The sequence below is a fragment of the Cognatishimia sp. 1_MG-2023 genome, from assembly GCF_030548175.1.
Classification (GTDB): Bacteria; Pseudomonadota; Alphaproteobacteria; order Rhodobacterales; family Rhodobacteraceae; genus Cognatishimia.
Genome location: NZ_JAUORX010000001.1, coordinates 474,068 through 493,433 on the forward strand (window position 1 = coordinate 474,068; position 19,366 = coordinate 493,433).

Here is a 19,366-nt window from a genome sequence, read left to right on the forward strand (position 1 = left end):
CAACCACTCTATGCCAAGGCAATGTGTTCATCCCATGACCGAATTTGGATAATCCGTATCTGTTTCAAAGCCCTCTGTCAGATGGCAAAGGCTAAGGATTTGTTCGCCAACATGGGTGGTCAAACCCTTGAACATGGTTCCCTTAGGGAAATGCGACACATCTTGCATCAGGCGTGCGTCAAACCGGCCCTGCTTATCGAATACCAGCGACAAAGCATGAAAATCGAACATTTCATGGCTGATCGCATACTGGCATTTGTAGATTGCCTCTTTGGCGCTAAAGAAACGGCGTGCAACCAATCCACGTGACTGGAAGGGCAGCTGGCGCAGCCATGCAAGCTCTTCTGGGCGGCAAATTTCACTGTAAATCTCTGCTTCGATGGGCAGTGCTGGCTCAATGTCGATCCCAATTGAACGATACCGCTCGCGATCGGCCGCGACTGCGATGCATGCCTTGTCGTCGTGCGAGATGCTACCAACGATGGCGCGTGGCCAAATTGGTGCGCGATCTTCGCCCATCGGAATAGCGGCTGGTGCCCGCCCTAAAGCTAACAGTGCTTTGCGTGCAGCTGCGCGGCCTGCTGTGAATTCTTCGCGACGTTGTGGTTGCGCATTAACAATGGCTTGCTCTTCTGCGGGCCAAAGTGGGTCAGAGTTGGTCGCGGGCGACGTCACCGCAACTGCCACGCCCGAGGATACGAGGGAACGTGCGGCCATTTCCAACATTGAGAGTCTTCGCATTTGAATAGTCATCCGTTTTTCTCCCGACGGCGCGCACGCATGGCGCGCCGCTTTGACATGGCTTCTTGGCGCGAAGGCGCTGTTGAAGCTTTGGGTTGGTCTTGCCCCGCTGCCGGTTGGACCGGCGACGATTGAGGGCCCCCGCCCCCGAGTGCTTCGATCCGGTCGACAAGCGCTGCCAGTTTTGGAAAGCGGAAGATGTCGGTAATCGAAACTTTATTGTGCCCAAGTGTGTCGCGAATTTCGCGATGGGCTTGAACGGCCAAAAGGCTATGACCGCCGAGATCGAAGAAACTGTCAGAACCACTGATGCCCTGCACGCCTAATATGCGTGACCAGATTTCGGTAATTTGTTTCGTGACTTCAGATGCTTGCTGCGCGTGTTCGACTGGCGAAACAACACGTTTTTGCGGCTTAGGAAGCGCTTTTCGATCGACCTTTTTGTTCGGTGTCAAAGGGAAGCTTTCCAATGTCACAAAGTGGCTGGGCACCATGTAATCCGGCAAGTGTTCCGCCAAATGCTTTCGCATTTGCTCTTCGATCGCTGTGCCGCGTAGGTATGCAACGAGGCGGGTGTCGCCCGGTGTGTCCTCCCGCGGGATGACGACGGCTTGCGAGATGTCTGGCATCTCCTCTAAGCGGCTTTCAATTTCGCCAAGCTCAATTCGGTATCCACGGAGTTTGACCTGGTTATCAGCCCGGCCAATGAAATCGAGCCCGCCATCAAGTCGCGCCCGAACCAGATCACCGGTTCGATAGAGGCGGTCACCGCCGTGTTCAAACGGGTTCTGAATAAAGCGCTCTGCTGTAAGTTCGGGCCGGTTCCAATACCCACGTGCGACGCCTTCGCCACCGATAAAGAGCTCGCCCGCGATCCCCATTGGCACGGGCTGCAATTGGTCATCCAGAACGAAAAGCGATGTATTCGCAATAGGTTGCCCAATATTAACTACGCCATCTCTGGATTTAGCAACTGCAGTAGACGACCAAATTGTCGTCTCGGTTGGACCATACATATTGGTGACGGATGCGCCGGTTACAGCGTTCAAATCCGCAACCAATGCACCTGAAAGCGCTTCGCCGCCAATCATCAAGTGATCTACCTGACCAAGTGCAATCGCGGCTTCTTGGTTCATCGTTAGCATACGCGCCATCGAAGGGGTACACTGCAAATGGGTCGCCTTATGGCGAATGATTTGACCGGCAATTGATACGTCGCTTTCGGCTACGCCACCGGTCTGATTGGACAATTCCAAGACCCGAGCGAGTGGCTTTAGCCCCTCCAACACAACGGGTGTCGGGATGCCGTAATCAATCAAGCATGCAATTTCGGTTACGCCGATGCGCTTCAAGCTTTCGACACGCTGAACGCATTCATCCACTGTGCCAAACAGGCCGGAATCCTCAAAGTACCGCAAGAATGCGAAGTCTAGGATGCCTTCCATTTCGTCTTCATTCAGGCTGCCGAGATCCAATTCAAATGGGTTTTTAACGCCCTCTGGCTTTTTAAAGGCAGGGAAAGCCCAAGCATATTGTTTGATCAAACCCGCAGCTGAACGCAGGTAATCTTTCATCGGTTCACGCGCGATTTCACGCACGCTTTCACGGTCATCACCGACAAAGGAATGCAACATCAGCGTGACTTGGAAGTCAGCCGGGTTGAACCCAGATTCGCGCAGCGCCTCGTGATATAGCTTAATCTTATCAGCAACTTCGTCCACACTTTGCCCTAGAAGGTGCGTTAGAACATTGGTGCCATTACGGCCCGCTTCTTTCCACGTTTCTGGGTTTCCTGCGGTCGTCACCCAAAGCGCAGGTTCAGAAGAAACCGGACGTGGCTGTGTAATGACGGGCAGCATCGAGCCATCTTGGCGCGCGAACTCTACCGGCTCGCCCTTCCACAGTTTACGCAGGTCTTTGATTTGTTCGAACATCGCTGGTTTATTCGCAGGCGGCGTGTTCTCTGGCCGTAAAACAAAGTCATCCGGCTGCCAGCCGCTTGCAATCGCAAGACCTGCTTTGCCGTTGGTTAAATTATCAATAACTGCCCATTCTTCGGCAATACGCGCCGTATGGTGCAGCGGCGCGACGCAACTGCCTGCACGCACGCCGATATTCTTGGTTAGGCCAGCGACCGCAGCGCCGGTGACTGAAGGGTTCGGATATGGGCCGCCAAACGCGTGGAAGTGGCGCTCTGGTGTCCAAACGGCGCAGAAGCCGTTGTCATCCGCGAATTTCGCGCCTTCGAGCAGAAGTTTGTATTTGTCTGGCCCGGCGCCATCGTCATTGCCCCAATAGTACAGGCTGAAATCCATACCAGATTCACTGGTGCCGACCGGGCCGTTTGAAATTTGGGTCGCGCTTTCGTCGCCTGAGATCACCAGTTTGAAACCGCGAGCCAACGTATAGAAAAGCTCTAGCACCGAAATATCAAACGATAAGCTGGTGACGGCAAGCCATGTGCTTGGGCCATCGCGTTGGATACGGCTATCCATCCCGGCAAAGAAGTTCGAAACATTGCGGTGTTCGAGCATTACGCCTTTGGGGCGGCCAGTGGAACCAGAAGTAAAGATCAAATAGGCCAAGTCTTGGCCCGTAGCACCGCCATCGACAAGATCCGTTGATGCAGCAGAAATTGCTATTTCCTTATCAATTTCAACAAGCTGCGCGTCCGTTTTAGGTAGTTCAGATGCGATTCCAGACTGCGTTAGAATGAACTTCGTCGCGCTGTCTTCGATATACATGGCGATGCGATCCGCCGGGAATGACGGATCAAGCGGCAGATATGCTGCGCCTGCTTTCATTACCGCAATGCAGGCCACAACCAGATCAAGCGAACGTTTACAGTGTACGCCGACGACGTTGCCTTTGGTGACGCCGATGGATTGTAGGTGACGCGCGGTTTGGTTTGCCCGCTCTTCTAGCTGGCTGTAGGTCAATGTCGCATGTTCAAAGACAACCGCCACGGCATCTGGTGTTTCGGCAGCCTGAACAGCGATTGCACCATGAATGGTTTGGTTCAGATCAACATCAGTCTGCGTATCGTTCCAATCGAGCAATAGTTCTTTGCGTTCCGCATCCGGTAGGGTTTGCATCTGCGCTATGGTGCCCTGCCCCGCAGCCACTTGTTGAACAATCAGCTCTAGGCGCGCGACAAGACGCGCCGCATGTTCTGGCGTCAGGCGATTGCGATCATAGCGCAGGCGCATACCCGTATCAGACAGGATGACGTTGAAAGCGACGCCCGGAACTGGCCCAGCGTCAGGATCGGCGATAATGGCAATATCAGGTGTCTGGATTGGGCCGAGACTTGGGTCACGTGCGGCAATATCCAGCGCAAAGGTATCTTTGCCTTCGACACGCGCTTTGGCACCAGCTGTTTCAGCGATCAATGCCTCAATCGACGTCTCTTGGGAATAGGTGACTGTCAAAGGCACCCATGTGGACAAGTACCCAGTCGCGGTGGTCAGCCCACTTGGGCAATAGGCAACGTTGATTGGATCATCCGCACCGCTGATTTTTGCGAATACGCCGACAGATGCAATCCGAGCAGCAACGTTCATACCGTCAGGAACCGCGATAGGTAAGCTGCTTAAATCGGGTTGCTCGTCAGTCTGGACTAACAACGGAAGCGTTACTGGAGTATATTCAGCCAAACGTTTACGCCAAAACGCATCGTGTTTTGCCGTTTCCTGATGGGCCTTTGTTAGGCCGTCTATGCGGTCCAAGCTCGGCAAATGTGTCTGCGTTGCGGTGTATTTGCTGAGTTTAACAGAAACACCGTTCTGGTCAGAAATGTCTGACAGCTGAACCGCACCATCGGTTGTTGCCACGGTAAGAGATACTTCCGTGAAATCAACGATCTGTCCCGGTTGCCCCTGCCCGTCGACGGCTTCTGCGCTGCCGACCAGCAGAATATCTCCGCCAATAGAAATTTTGGCGCAGGTCAGCGGATTTACATAGGTTCCGTGGTCCAAAGCACGGACGACATTCACCACCTCGGCAGTGTTTTTGCGGAAATCTAGGCGGGCAAAACCGGCAGGACGTGCAGACAGGCCAAAGTAACTGCGCGCTGTGAAATCTTGTTTTTGTCGCGGTAGTTCTGGTGACGACAGCGCCGCGACAACTTCGGGGAAGCTGTCAATCGCGCTGCTAAAACATTTTGTATTGAGGGTAAGTGCCGTATCGCTTTCGCGGACCTCAAAAGAACGCTGAGCGAGGATGTCACCCTTGTCGATACCACCTTCGATCAGGTGCCAGGTGATACCATGCGACGCCTCGCCATGCAGGCGCGCCCAGACAGGTGCGTTCAGACCCGCGTATTTCGGCAAAGGCCCGTCATGAAAATTAACCGCGCCTCTCGAGGCTTTTGCAAGTAGCGCATCCGGGATGATTTGAAGGTTCGCAATGCTGAGCAACCAATCATACTCGCCAGCTGGCGAGACGTCTGAAAGCGATGACGAATGATGAATACATTCAAGCCCTTCGCCCTTTGCCCAAGCAGCAATATCCGCATTCCGCGTGACGATCGTGGCAACTTCGTGTCCATGGGCACGCCAAATCTTGGCACACTCCACAAGAAGCGACTCATTTCCGATCATCAAGGCACGCATTGGTGCCTCTGCGGATTTGCGTTCAAAATTCATCCATGTTCTCCATTCAGAGGCCTTAACCCCTTGGGAAAAGTAATATCTCTTGGCTTTATCGAAGAGCTGCGAAACGCGGCCCTGAGGCTATGGAATGCCATATCAATGAGGAAATATTTGGGCTCATCTATGGATTTACCTTGCACAACAGCGCGCAATCGCGCGATTGCCCCACCCAGCAAATGCGCCAAGGTTGCGAGTGCCGCATACCAAACGCCGTGATTGCGGACAAAGTAATGTAGCCGTGAATCCAGCCAGAATTGCGGAATACGTTCCCAGGTTTTCATCCCAGTAGAGACAGACCCGATATGGGTCACTTCGCTGTCGCGCACATAGTCAACGGCCCATCCCGCACGTTGGGCACGCAGACAAAGGTCGGTTTCTTCGAAGTACAGAAAGAACGCCTCATCAAAGAGCCCGATTTGCTCGAGCACCTCGCGACGCATCATCATTGACGCGCCTGCAAGCCAGTCCACGGTGCAAGTTTCCTGCGGTAGCGGCAACGGTACAACCGCATGTTTCAGCAAACGACTAATCGGCCCTAAACGCGCGGCACCTTCTAACTCTCCTGCAACAGAGGGAAACCGAAAGGCCGTGATATGCGGCGCGGCGTCAGGTCCGTGAATGTAGCTGCCACTGAAACCTGTTTTTGGGTTGTTTTCCAAGTGCTTCAACAGAGCTTTTATAGTCCCATCATGGGGAAAGGCATCAGAGTTTAGAATGTAGAAATAGTCAGGCAGTTCGCCATCAACACCATGTAAAAACCCATGCCGGATGCCGTAGTTATTTCCGGCACCAAAGCCCCCATTGCGACCAGACTGCAAAACTTGGACGCGATCTGCTGGCCAGTCTTTTTCTGCAATAGCAGCTGTGATCTTTTCAAAAGAGCCATCGCCGCTGTCGTTATCAACAATTAGGATTTGACCACGAATTCCTTCCATTTCGGCATAGGCGGCCTCGGCCGATTGCACCGTCATATCCGGTGTTTTGTAGTTCAAGATGATGGTGACCACAGATGGTGAGTGCATTGTCATTCCGCAGCCTTTCGGAACGGCACAACGACCTGTGTCGCGCTCTCTGCTTGTTCAATTTCTTTGCGGATATGGGCTGCGAGCACCCGAACGTTTGGTTCTAGAACCATACTGTCGTGATCGCCCGGAACTTCGGTCACCGTTAAATTCGGTGTCCAACTGCTCCAGTCGTTGTCGTGCAGCACATATGTGCGCTCGCTATTCACCCAGCGATCTGGACCCACCTGCCATTTGCCAACCAAAGGGGGCCGATAGAGCGCAACGCGACCATTCCAACTGTGCATCTGATACTTTGGTAATGCGCGGTAGAATGCGGATTCAATCTCGGCATTGTGGAATTGCGCGCCGGATTCATCCTGCGTGACATCAGGTGCACGGCGCTTTTGAATTTCCCATAGCACACGGTTCTTTGCCCAACGTAGGACATAACCCACCCCACCCGTTTTCAACTCATGGAGCTGAATCTTTAGTCGATCTTCACGCGATAACTCGCGGCGGATCGGGAGCGGTGTATCCAGCATAACAACGAGAGAAACCTCTTCTCCCATGGCTTCCAATTGTTGCGCGATTTCATAGGCGGTGATCCCTCCGCCCGAAAAGCCGCCAAGCATATATGGACCTTGCGGCTGAACTTGTCGGATTTCCGCGATATAATCTGTCGCGGCCTCGGCCAGATCATCATGTGGCGCGACATCGCCAAACAAACCACGTGCTTGCAGACCAAAGAAAGGGCGATCCGCCCCAACGAGATGTGCTAAATGACGCAAATTCAATACGTTACCGTACATACCGGCAACTAGGAAGAACGGTGTCTTGTCTGAATTTCCAGCCTGATGCATCGGTACGATATGCGTAAACCGTCGTTCCGGCACGTGTGTTGTCGCGTCTTCGATCGGTTTATCATCCTGTGGACCAATACGATCTATGATCAAATTCGCGCATTGGGTAATCGTCGGTGCTTCGAACAAAACCGAAATCGGGAATTCGATCCGATAGGCCTTTTTCACCATCGAGAATAAGCGGACCGCGATCAGCGAATGCCCGCCAAGATCAAAGAAGCTGTCATTCACGCCGACTTGTTCGATGCCAAGCAAATCTTGCCAGAATCCGGCGAGCGTGCGCTCGACATCATTGGATGGTGCAACAAAGTCAGTTTCAAGCTCAGGCCGTTCAAACCCTTGGTTGTCAGCCTGATCGTCCTGCGACAGAGCTGCCATCTGATCAGTTAAACCGTTGATATCCAAAGATGAGACCACAACCTGCGAAACGCCAAGCCCCATCGCGCGACGTAGTGCTGCTGGGCCAGACACAGCTGGAATACCTTGCGACAAGTTGTGTTGCAGACGCAGTTCGTTTGGTGAAAGCGCTTGCTCCAACTGAACGGACTGATCGCGCTGGATTTCTGCAGCGGCCGGCGCAGGCGTCGCGCTTAGGGCGAAACCACTTTCAAGCCGTTTGATTGTGAGCCGGTCGACTTCGACGCAGACATTGCCCTTGGTATCTGTCAAGACAATATCAAAACTTGCGGTTCCCTGTTCAGAGGAACCATTGACCGACTTAACCCAACTGACGACCCGCGAAGGCAGCGTGCCGTAGTGACGTAACGCGCCATAGCTGACAGGCACCCAAAGGCTTTTTGCGGTGTATTGATCAATCAATCCCATCGCCCAACCTGTACCAAGATCCAGCAGACCCGGATGCAAAGACATGTCCTGAACGATTGGCGCAAGGCTTGGATCAAGCTCCAACTCTGCAACGCCTTCGCCATCCCCAAATGATTGAGATTTCAGTACCTTCCAATGCGGGCCAAAGTTTAGATGCGCTTCTTGGGGGCTTGTAAGCACTTGGTTTTGAAGCGCTAAATCCGGTGTGTCGCAACGTGCGCGAATGGCGTCTAATTCGACATCTGTTGGCGCGGGTAAGGCGACCATGAAAATGCGCCCTTCGGCGTGGGTGATAAAGCCATCTTGGTAATCTCCAAGGATTTCAAAATCATAGCCGGCATCAGTTTGGCGGAGTTTCAGACGTAGCTGTCGTGTATCGCCGTCTTTCACATGGAAGGCACGCAAGAACATGAGATCGCGAATTTCATAAGCCCGATCCGCATCAAGCGTTTGCATCGCCTCTGAAACAAGTTCCAGATAACCGGTGCCCGGCAAGATAGCCTCGTTCTGAGAAGTGCGGTGTTGGTCCAGCATCCAGCAACTTTCGTTGCTTAGGTCAGACGAAAACAGAATGCTTCCGTCTGCATCGACCTGAACCTTTTGCAAGAATGGCGCGGCAATTTCGCGTTGTTCTGGGACCGCGGCCGTTCCGACCCTATCGGCCATGCTGTCCGCAGCCATGCCCGTATCAGACCAAATGCCCCAATTGACGGCAATGACCCGCGTTTTATCCCCTGCTCGGGATTGCGCATAGGCGTTGAGGAATTCGTTTGCAGCCACATAATCAAGTTGGCCCGCGGGCGTGGTCACAGTTGATGTAGAAGCAAAGAGCACCATCCAATCAAGCATCCCATCCGAGAACATCTGATCCAAGACCATCGTGCCGTGAAGTTTTGGTGCAAGCACATCCTCGACGTCAGTGGACGACTTAGCCAACATTGGCGCGTCGTCAATAACGCCTGCAGCATGGATCACACCGTTGATTTCGCCAAATTTATCAGACACTTGCGCAACGGCATCACGCATCTCGCCTATGTTGTTCACATCGGCGGCAACGACAAGCAGTTGGCCGGAAAGCTCCTCGAGCTCTTGGACCGTTGCGATTTGGCGCGCTAATTTATCACCCGATGCGCGGAATTGTGTAATCTTGCCCCATTCCGCCCGATCAGGCAGTAGTTTGCGGGTTTGCAAAACGACATTTGCACCAGCTGCCAGCATCTCCTTGGCAATAGAAACCCCAATGCCGCCAAATCCACCCGTGATGAAATATGTCTGACCTGCAGACCATTCTATCGCGTGATCTTCTGGCAGTGGTGTTGCCTTGGTGATCAACTCAAAACGCTTTTCGCCACGATAAGCCACTTGGGCCGAAATTGGGTCGGCGATCAAATCCTCTATCAATCGGTTTGCCAAGGTAAACTTGCCAGCTTTGCCGCGATTGATCACAGACCAATCCGCATCAATGCTCATAGTCGTTACACCCGGGATCTCGCGCGGCATTACGCCGAGCGGGCCACGGATCGTTGCCTTTTCCGGGTACTTCAATCCCTCGTCACGCAGTTGGGCTGCATCACTGGTGACTGTGACCAGATGCACTGGGCCAGGTAGGTTTTCCTCAACCATCGCCTGCCCTAAGAACATTAGCGAATAGAAACCTTGTTCTAAATTGCGGTGGAAAAAACTGCCGCCCGGGCGGAAAGTTTCCGCCTCTGTGAGCAACCACATATGCAAGATACGGTCCGGCGCGCGGCCATTTGCGATTAGGTCTGAAATCAGTTCATCATACCCCTCACGCCCACGTTCTGGCGCAAGGACATAATGATCTTCGCTGAGTTGACCAAAGGCATCGCCTAGCGAAACTTCGACAACGGGTTGTCCTGCCTTACGTAGTTTTTGCGCGATCTCTGAACCCACGCCGGAGTCATCCACAAAAATCAACCAACTATGCTGCTCAGCCTTGGACAGATCGTCAAGAATATCCAAGTCACACTCAGCCAAACGAGGTTTCCAAACCGGGCGATAGCCCCAGTCTGTCATATCCTCAATCCGCATCAGATCCTGAGGTGCCTCGACCAAGGCTTTGCCCGGCTCGATGAAATATCGGCTGCGTTGGAATTGATAAGTCGGCAAAACCACGCGATTGCGGCGCGCTTCGCCCCAGATTTGGTCCCAATCTATGGATACGCCGCAGGCCCAAAGGCGACCTAAAAGTCCAACGAAATAGAGGTCATCCTCAATCTCTTCTTCGGGGTGCCGGAGACTGGACAGCGTTTTGCCCTTCCCGACAGAGGAATGCATCTGCGAGAGCGAGCTTAGCGCTTTGCCCGGACCAACCTCAAGGAAGACACGGCCGGGGGTTTGGCTGCAAGTGCTGATGCAATCAGCAAACCGAACTGTTCCACGCAGGTGGCCAACCCAATAGTCGGGGTCCATAGCCTGTTCCGCTGTCAATTCTACACCGGTGCGATTGGAAATAATCGGCATGTGCGGTGCGTTTAGCTGAATGCTTTTCAAATAGGCGCCGAATTCTTTAAGGATGGGTTCAAGCATCCGCGAATGAGCAGCAATATCAATGGGAATGCGCTGCGCTTCAACATCTTGATCTGCAAGTGTTTTTTGCAATGCATCCAGTGCTGCCTGTGGGCCGGAAACAACCGTCAAATCCGCTGCATTTTCTGCTGCAATATCAAGTTGGTCAGTCAACAACGGTTCAATCTGACCGCGCGACAAGGGCACTGACAGCATGCCGCCCGCAGGAACCGAATCAAATAATTGACCACGAAGCAGAACCAAGCCGATGCAGTCTTCAAACGACATCACGTCCGCGAGGCAAGCGGCTGTGTTTTCTCCCATGGAATGGCCAACCAAAACAGCAGGTGTCACGCCCCAGCTCATCCAGAGTTGCGCCAGCGCATATTCCACGATCATGATCAGCGGCAGTTGCCGCGATGGTTGCTGAAGCGCCTTATCCGCATCGCCATCTGACATGCCATCAGCCAACCAAAGCGCGCGCACATCATAGTCCACCTTGCTTTGTAAAATATCTAGACCACGATCCATCCAGTCCTGAAAAACAGGCTCGGTTTCATAGAGATCCTGCCCCATACACACGTACTGCGCGCCGCCACCGGGAAACATAAAGACAACGTCAGGATTTTCGTGATCAGCGGAATGGCTAAAGACTCGCCGTTGGGCTTTGGTTTCCAGTAATTCTGCCGCTTCTTCATGCGACGCAGCTACAACCACACGGCGCTTTTCGAATGCGCGGCGCCCTGTTTGTAAGGTGTAAGCGACATCCGCCAAAGGCTGATCAGGATTTGCCCGTAGGTGTTCAGCCAAAGCCGCAGCATTGGCATCAAGTGCCTTGGTAGAGCGACCCGAAATGGTCAGTAATTGAAACGGCCAGTCTGCCTCTTCTGACAGTGGTCGGATTGGCGCTTCTTCCAGCACAACGTGGGCGTTCGTACCGCCAACACCAAGCGAGTTTACACCGGCCCGACGCGGGCCTTTGTGACTGTCCCATTCGGTCAAAGTGCTGTTCACTTTGAATGGACTCGTCTCAAAATCAATCGCGGGGTTAGGTGCCTCGTACCCCAAGCTGGGGGCGAGTTGTTTGTGGTGCAACGACAGCGACGCCTTGATCAGGCTCGCTGCACCCGCGGCGGTATCCAGATGGCCGATATTGGTTTTGACGGATCCAATCCGGCAAAAGCCAGTGTCTTCAGTCGTTTCACGGAACGCTTCGGTCAGTGCGGCCACTTCAATCGGGTCGCCAAGATAGGTGCCGGTGCCGTGGCATTCAATATAATCAATGGTGTCGGCTGTGACATCCGCCATAGCCTGCGCCTCGGCGATGGCTGTAGCCTGCCCATCAACAGAAGGGGCTAGATACCCGGCTTTGGCTGATCCGTCATTATTTACGGCCGACCCACGGATCACGCCCCAGATATGATCGCCGTCCGCCAAAGCATCGGCCATCCGACGCAAGACGACAACACCAGCACCGCTACCAAAAACCGTACCTTGCGCGCGATGATCGAAGGCATGGCAGTGACCATCAGGCGATAGTATTTCGCCGTCTTCAAACACATAACCGCGCTTGTGCGGTAGCTCGATCGTGACGCCGCCCGCCAATGCCATATCACATTCGCCATTGAGCAAAGACTGACACGCATAATGCGCTGCGACCAGAGACGTAGAGCATGCAGTTTGTACGCTGATGCTTGGCCCCTTGAGATCAAGGATATGGCTTAGACGCGTGGACAGGAAATCTTTGTCGTTCCCAGTGTGCCGCAACAGGAACATGCCAGTGCTATCCACAAGGTCGCGATTGGAGCAGATGTTGAAGTAAAAATAGCTCCCCATGCCGCAACCGCCAAAGACCCCAATGGGGCCTTCAAAGTTCTCGGGCATGTGCCCTGCGGTTTCTAACGCTTCCCAACTGACCTCTAAGAATTTACGATGTTGGGGATCCATAATTGCGGCTTCTTTGGGGCTTAGGCCAAAGAAATCCGCATCGAATTTGTCAAAATCATCTAGAATCGCTGCTGATGGCACATAGTTTTTGTGACGTAGCCTTGCCGGGCTTTCGCCCGCTTCGATCAACTCATCTTCGGTCAATCGAGTGATACATTCCACACCGTCACGCAGATTGGCCCAATAGTCGTCAAGCGTAGAAGAACCTGGCAAATGGGCTGCCATGCCTACAATCGCAATATCGTTTTCGTTCCAATACTCTGCTGTTTTGTCTTCAGCCATGTCCCACTCGATCACAAATGCTTTGTTCCGGTGTATTGATTAAGTCACCGGACTCGTTGCATTTTATGTAGCGGCCAAACCTAACACTAACTTGGTCGGATCAAGGCGAATTCAAGGCGACCAGTGCTTGAACGGCAGGCCAATTCACGTAAAGGGCGATCGACATCAACCCCGCTCCCAATATCGCAAAAGCCGCGTCGTGGCGTGGGTCCCATGTCCCTTGATGTCGCGCCAGCCAGACCACAACCGGGTAGACCAAAACCATGGCGAAACCCTGTCCGATAAGCGCACCCAAAAGACCAAAGACTTTGACCCCAATCACCAGCCCGGCGAGCATCAAGATGGTGCGTGACAGCGCCAAAACGAAAAACCGCCGGGAGTCCCCTGCTGCTAGTGCTGCTTGATCATACGTCAAAGCAATCAAATGGGGAACCTGTGCACATGCAATCATGACGAGAATGCCACCGGCAAGCGTGTAACGCGGGTCGTATAAGGTGTTGATCAACCAGCTTGCGACAAGGGCCAAGGCAAACATGATCCCCATCAAAGCACCCGACAAAGCGAACCGCATCTTGCGGAGTTTCCGGAAGTTTTCGGGCGAGTCTTTTGGTGGAAGTTCGCGGTAGATCGGGATCAAGATACGTCGTGTCACCGTGCCCCCCATCAAGAGCGGAAAGCTCGCGAGGAAGAAACCGATATTGTAGATACCCAGCGTTTCAAGCGACAGGTATTTCCCTAAGATGATTTTATCCCCTTGGCTTAGGAAAAAACCAACAACAGTGCTGAGGAAAATCCATTTTCCAAAGTTAATCAGCTCATTTGCTGCAGCAGGTTCCCACCGGAAGCGATTGCGCTGACCGGGTAAGAAAACGGACAAGAAAATCAGTTGAACCAACGCGCCAACAATGCCGCTAATCACCAAAGCCCATACGGATTGGAGTATCCATGCCGCCACGACAGCGACAATTAGGCTGACAACTTGTGAAGCCAAATCAATCACGGTCAAACGGCCGAAATTCAAATGTCGGTTGGCCGTATCCAGCCGTGTCGGGTTAAAGCCCGCAATTGCCAAGGTCACACCAACGACAGGCAGCAATTGCGCCAACATGGGCGCGTCAAAGAACTGCGCTGCGGGATAGGCGATGACAAAGGTAACGCCCCATAACAGCATTCCGCGAATGACTTGGATCGTCCAAGCGGTGTTCAAGAATTCGGGATCGTCCCCACGTTTGCTTTGCATGATCGACGGGGTCACGCCAACGTCGGAAAAGTTGTTAAGCCCCTGCATAAACACATAGACAAGCGCCATCATCCCAAAGGCCTCTGGGAACAACAGCCGGGTCAGTACGAGGTTTGAAACCAGCCGCAGAAACTGCCCGCCACCAAACCCGAGAATGGTCAGCGCCGAACCACGCATCGCTTTGGCGCCAAGCCCCTGCCCACTTAGAATACCGCTGAAACGCCTGCGCAATGTGTTCATCGACCACGTCTCCAATCGGTTCCAGCTTGGTCTTTGGTCAGTCGTACATACAACGCAACAGAAGCATAGACACAGAACCCAAACGGATTGCTGACGGCTAAGTTGAGCATATGCCCCTTGGAAACGGTGCCTTTGTCTTCATTGTTCATTAATCGCGGATACCGTTCAGCCAATTGCGCAACACCCATGTTTTGACGGCGACGCACTTTGACGAGGTTTTTCCACCCTTCTGCCACCGGCCAAATATAAGTTCCCGGAACGGCCAATCGTTCGCGCGGCGCAAAGTTAAGGCGTACGAACATGTCGTCTGAGATGATGTCTGGGAAATCCTGCCATCGGGCCCGGCCCGCGATGTTCACGGCAAACAGACCAGCCCCCGGCACACTTTTGGCCATAAACGGCACTTTGCCCCAGAACTTTGCATAGGCCCGGCTGATGCGGCTGGCAGCTGCCATCTGCAGTTTTCCACTGGCCCAAGCGGGCGTTTCGCGGTCCAGCGCACGCCCAATCTGCCAAAGAATACGGGGACTTACCCGTACATCCGCATCCAGATAGACACGCACGTCGCCTTTAGCCGCGCGATCACCGACGTTTAAGGCATGCAGCTTATTTCCAATCTCAAGCTCAAGCACTTCAAGCGCCCAGCCCTTTTCGGACGCCAACACGCTGTAGCGCCGCGAAATCTCGGCTGTCTTATCTTGGCACCCATTCGCAACGACAATAATTTGTGCGCCGTCTAGCCGTTCCGATGCCAGAACAGCCTCCAGACAGGCACTAATCCAATGCGCTTCGTTGCTTGCTGGGATGATGATGCTCATTTTCATCAGGTGATCTGCCTTATACTGGCCGGTTTCTGCTCGGTTTTTGTTACCAAATGTGTTAGCTCGCTGCAAAGCGGTTCACGCACCCCTAACGACAGATATCGAGCGCATCCAGTGATCAAATCCCCTACTCTTGGATACCTGATACCGGAGTTTCCGGGCCAGACCCATATTTTCTTTTGGCGTGAAATCCTTGCGCTTGAACGAATGGGGATCAAAGTCGCCCTGTTTAGTACGCGAAAACCACCGCCCGGCTTAATTTCTCATAAGTGGTCAGAAGAGGCGATGGCGCGCACTGAATACCTTGGCAAAGTTGATCCAATGGCAGCTGCTCAAGCCGCCATTGGTGTGTCGCCAATGGTCTGGGCCAAGGACGTTATGCGCGAAGGCAAAGCGCTAGCAAAGGATTTAGCGATCACAACAGCTGCGGCCCATCAGCTTAAAGCAAGCTGTTCCGCGCAGGGGATTACCCATGTCCATGCGCATTCTTGCGGGCGATCTGCGCTGGTCGCAATGTTGGCCAACCGATTAGGCGGGCCAAGCTATAGCGTTACCCTACATGGCCCAATGTCTGACTACGGCCCCGGTCAGCGGTTGAAATGGCGCCACGCAAAGTTCGCGACCGTCATCACCGAAAAACTTCGACGAGAATTGCCTGAGCAGCTTGGGGCGGACTTGCCAAAATCTCTGTTTGTGCAGCCGATGGGCGTAGATGTGAACGCCCTGAAACGCGACCTGCCCTATATGCCCCACCGACCTGGCGGACCGCTGCGCGTGTTCTCTTGTGGACGGTTAAACATCGTCAAGGGCCATCAGGACTTGATGCAAGCCGTCAAACAATTGCGAGACCAAGGCATTGACGCGCGCCTCGATATTGCGGGCGAAGATGACGATGGGGGCAGCGGATATCGTCGGGTTCTGGAAAGCAAGATCGAAGAACTTGGCCTGCGGGACAGCATTACCCTATTGGGCGCGATCAGCGCAGAAGAGGTGCGCCGCTACCTTTTGAACGCACATTTGTTCGTGTTGGCAAGTTGGCACGAGCCCCTTGGCGTCGCCTATATGGAAGCCATGTCTTGCGAGGTTCCAACCATTGGCACCAACGCAGGTGGCGTGCCGGAATTGATCCGCAGTGGCGTTGACGGTGTGATGGTGAAACCCAAATCACCTGACAATATCGCAGCAGCCATTCAGCTTTTGGCGCAGAACCCAGAAGATGCAATGCGCCTAGGCAAAGCTGGACGCGACCGCATTATCGCGAAATTCAATTGCGATAAGGGGGCCGAGTTAATTGCGCGCGAATCCCTTGATCTGCGGATTTCAGAAGAAATCTGAGACTGACAAGATCACATCAGGCGCTTTAGAAAAGGCAATCGTCTCTACCGCGAAAAGGCGGACATTGCCGTATTCCGATGTCGCCCGCAGGCGCGAGCCCTCGCGAAAGAAACGGTATTCTTCCAAGAAGCCCGGCAGTACAGCGTGGTCGTCACCTGCCCCGCCATGCAGATAATCGGTGCCCCCGTCTGAAGTCAGTTCATCATTGCCAGCCCCGGCGAACAGGATGTCGTCAAACGCGGTCCCAACCAGTACATCGGCCTTATCGGTTCCAGTTAGTCGCAGCCCATGAGCAAAATCTGAGGCGTCACGGGCATCTGCCCACACCGGTCCAGCAGCATTGTATTCCACCAAAGCATCGTGTCGCGGATTGCTGTCAGCCAAATGCCGCAAAGCCCCCCAACTGCCCCATTGTGTAGGCATGGCGACGTCAACAAAGGCGTTGAACACTGTCCCGCCAAGCGCATTCCAACCCGCTAGAAGCTCTTGGTAAAGCTGCGCCATCTCTGGCGTGTAATTCAGATGTTTGAAAAACTCGGTAAGCGTTTCATCCCCTGTCCATTGCGCGACGCCAACGACGTGTGTGCCGCCCTCGTACATCAGCAAATCAAGGTCATGATCTTTGGCGACTTTGGCTTGATAGGGCCACGCCTCTTTCAACAAATGGGTCAACGATCCGTCCCGCAATTTCTGAGCAACCTTTTCAACGGCCAGATCATACCCCCGACCAGCGGCCTGACTTTCAGCGATCCATTGCAAAATCTCTGGCGCACCTTCGTCAGTGCCAAGCCCATGTCCGAAATAGCCGGTGACGGCGTAGGCGTCGAAAAGCTGATGCGGTATTTCCGCCCCATCTTTAACGGCCAAAGGCGCGTTCAGCAGGCCAAATTCCAGCCCCGGCCAATCTGTGTGAGTGGCAGCGACGCGAACCAAACGATCCGCCGCTTGATCCTCAAACACGTCCGTCCAAATTCGCGCCATTTCGGCACCGCGCATGCCGGCAAATTGCATCCAATCCTCTTCGCCTGCATCGCCCCAACGTTCACGCGCTTGCGCTACAGCCCAATGGGTTTGCGGAAAGAGGAAGTTCCATAACTCGTTTGAATATTCAGTATAAGCCTTTAACCCCGGTCGCAGGCCGTCCCGCACTTGGGTTGCAAAGGCCTCTACATAGGCGTCATCAGCCGTGTGCGGCATGTTAAACCATGGATCGGCACCAATCTGATTGGCGAGCTCTAGCATCAATTCCAGCGGTACTCCGCGCCGCGTAAAGCTATAATCAGACGCAATAGGCCGTTGATCCCATGTCGAGATTTCAGACCCATTGGTGAACATCCAATCCATGAACCGAACAAGCCGCAGGTCTTCGATCTGCGCAATCCATTCGGGGTTAAACACTACACCAGCTTCATAAAGCGGTATCTGATCCTCACGAACCACCGCGATATTGCGCACATAGTCCCCAATGCCCTCTGGGTCTGTTTCATTTAGAACAATACCAATGAACCCTTCACCCGGTTGGAACCGAAACCAGATTTCCCGATCACCGTATTTGATTGGCCGCGCGGTTCCGGCAAGATCGACCTTGCCCGTGCCTTCATAAGTCAAACGATAGACGCCTGCCTGCAATTTTGCATCTTCGGGCAAATCCGTCAGCATCAGAGTTTCGATTTTAACCAGCTCATCCGGAATACGTATCGGCCAGCCATCTGCATCCAAATGCCCGCCAGCCACCAGCTCTGGTTGGCCCCATCCGCCAAATTGATCAGGTAAATGGCCCACCCATTGGCGCGCGGATTTCATGTGGTTCACGAAGGGCGCTTGAGTTGACCAATCGGCGATGCCGTTTAGCCCAACGCCAAGCGCCGGCACACCGGTTTTGGGCGGTTTCTGAATTTGCACCTCGGCCACCTTCTGGGTGGCAATGGGTTCTAGCGCAACGGATGCTGCCGCAATCTCAAAAGGCACCTCTTCTTTGATGATGCGCAACAGGTCTGCGAAATGCGTCTTTACCAACGGATGAACGTTTTGCGGCAACGGGCCAAGTTTTGGAGCCTCGCCGAACAACCCAGCGTAGGTCACCGCTGCTGCCAAAAAGTACTGCGTTGCCGTGCCATGCGGGGCGTCGTCGGAATATAATTCGGTTACAGGAATATCACCTAGTCCTGTTTCCAGCGCGGCGCGAGCCAATACACGGGCCACAGGTATCAATGTGACCTTCGCGTCAGGGCGCGCAGCCATCACTTGCTCAGCATAGTCGACATGCCAATCGTGAAACTCACCCAGATTGAAGTTATGATACTTGCGCAGACGGCGTGCATTTGGTGGAAAGCTCCGCAAGTATGGCGCAAGGTCTGCCCAGCCTTCGTAGATATAAAACCGCTTATCCGTCGCCACGCCGTCCAATAGATCAACGGTGGCTGACAACGGCGAAATCCCTGTTGTATTGTCACCATCATAGGCTGTGTCGGCACTTTGATATTGCACGAAATTGGCGGGATTCATAAGGATCGTATCATACCCAACCTGATCAAAGGTGCGGTATTGGCGCGACCAGGCCGACGTCACTGTTTTGAAGCCCCACTGCGGAGATGGCGGTAGCTCAGCCGCCCAATTGCGTAGAAAGCCCCATTCTCCGTCCAGCTCAAATGCACGCTCGTCCTGTTCGGCGAAATAGGCCAGCCAATGCGGCACAGTTGTTTCGTCGCTATCCGTCGCATGATGGATCAAGCTGTTACCAAAGACGTAAATCTTACGCGGCTCTGTTTCCGCAAAGGCAAGGTTCGCACCTATCCAAGACGCAAATGCCACAATCGCAAGCAAACCGTGCTTCATCATTTTCACCTAATCCATAGCGTTTGACCCCAATTCACATAGCATGGCTTTGAAA

General features: G+C 53.6%; 8 protein-coding genes. 1 reads left to right on the forward strand and 7 read right to left on the reverse strand.

What is annotated here, in order from left to right:
* Positions 1 to 27 precede the first annotated feature (27 nt).
* From Q4544_RS02315 to Q4544_RS02340, 6 genes are all read right to left on the reverse strand, one after another.
* Positions 28 to 753 carry a 4'-phosphopantetheinyl transferase gene (locus Q4544_RS02315; protein ID WP_303503778.1) on the reverse strand — a complete coding sequence of 242 codons (726 nt, stop codon included), beginning with the start codon at positions 751 to 753 and terminating at the stop codon, positions 28 to 30.
* Complete coding sequence (locus Q4544_RS02320; RefSeq protein ID WP_303503779.1) at positions 750 to 5,387, reverse strand: MupA/Atu3671 family FMN-dependent luciferase-like monooxygenase; 4,638 nt, start codon at positions 5,385 to 5,387, stop codon at positions 750 to 752. Before Q4544_RS02320 ends, Q4544_RS02315 begins: the two co-directional genes overlap by 4 nt.
* A complete protein-coding gene (locus Q4544_RS02325) occupies positions 5,384 to 6,421 on the reverse strand; it encodes a glycosyltransferase family 2 protein (protein ID WP_368411194.1) in 1,038 nt (345 codons plus the stop codon). Before Q4544_RS02325 ends, Q4544_RS02320 begins: the two co-directional genes overlap by 4 nt.
* Positions 6,418 to 12,840, reverse strand: a complete 6,423-nt coding sequence (locus Q4544_RS02330) for a type I polyketide synthase (protein WP_303503781.1) — start codon at positions 12,838 to 12,840, stop codon at positions 6,418 to 6,420. Before Q4544_RS02330 ends, Q4544_RS02325 begins: the two co-directional genes overlap by 4 nt.
* Positions 12,841 to 12,940: 100 nt before the next feature.
* Positions 12,941 to 14,320, reverse strand: coding sequence for an oligosaccharide flippase family protein (locus tag Q4544_RS02335; protein ID WP_303503783.1), 1,380 nt, complete (start codon positions 14,318 to 14,320; stop codon positions 12,941 to 12,943).
* Complete coding sequence (locus tag Q4544_RS02340; RefSeq protein ID WP_303503785.1) at positions 14,317 to 15,213, reverse strand: glycosyltransferase; 897 nt, start codon at positions 15,211 to 15,213, stop codon at positions 14,317 to 14,319. The genes Q4544_RS02335 and Q4544_RS02340 overlap by 4 nt, the downstream gene beginning before the upstream one ends.
* A 42-nt stretch (positions 15,214 to 15,255) precedes the next feature.
* Between Q4544_RS02340 and epsE the strand changes: the two genes are divergently transcribed.
* Entirely contained in the window at positions 15,256 to 16,476 is a 1,221-nt protein-coding gene (gene epsE / locus Q4544_RS02345) for an exopolysaccharide biosynthesis GT4 family glycosyltransferase EpsE (protein ID WP_303503787.1), read from the forward strand.
* On the opposite strand, the gene Q4544_RS02350 is transcribed toward epsE, so the two are convergent.
* Positions 16,462 to 19,311: a calcium-binding protein gene (locus Q4544_RS02350; protein WP_303503789.1), complete on the reverse strand. Its 2,850-nt coding sequence runs from the start codon at positions 19,309 to 19,311 to the stop codon at positions 16,462 to 16,464. The genes epsE and Q4544_RS02350 overlap by 15 nt on opposite strands.
* Positions 19,312 to 19,366: the final 55 nt, after the last annotated feature.

Excerpts from the sequence above, each read along its gene's own strand:
- Q4544_RS02315 (WP_303503778.1), bottom strand. The coding sequence starts at position 753 with ATGACTATTCAAATGCGAAGACTCTCAATGTTGGAAATGGCCGCACGT.
- Q4544_RS02320 (WP_303503779.1), bottom strand. The coding sequence starts at position 5,387 with ATGAATTTTGAACGCAAATCCGCAGAGGCACCAATGCGTGCCTTGATG.
- Q4544_RS02325 (WP_368411194.1), bottom strand. The coding sequence starts at position 6,421 with ATGACAATGCACTCACCATCTGTGGTCACCATCATCTTGAACTACAAA.
- Q4544_RS02330 (WP_303503781.1), bottom strand. The coding sequence starts at position 12,840 with ATGGCTGAAGACAAAACAGCAGAGTATTGGAACGAAAACGATATTGCG.
- Q4544_RS02335 (WP_303503783.1), bottom strand. The coding sequence starts at position 14,320 with ATGAACACATTGCGCAGGCGTTTCAGCGGTATTCTAAGTGGGCAGGGG.
- Q4544_RS02350 (WP_303503789.1), bottom strand. The coding sequence starts at position 19,311 with ATGAAGCACGGTTTGCTTGCGATTGTGGCATTTGCGTCTTGGATAGGT.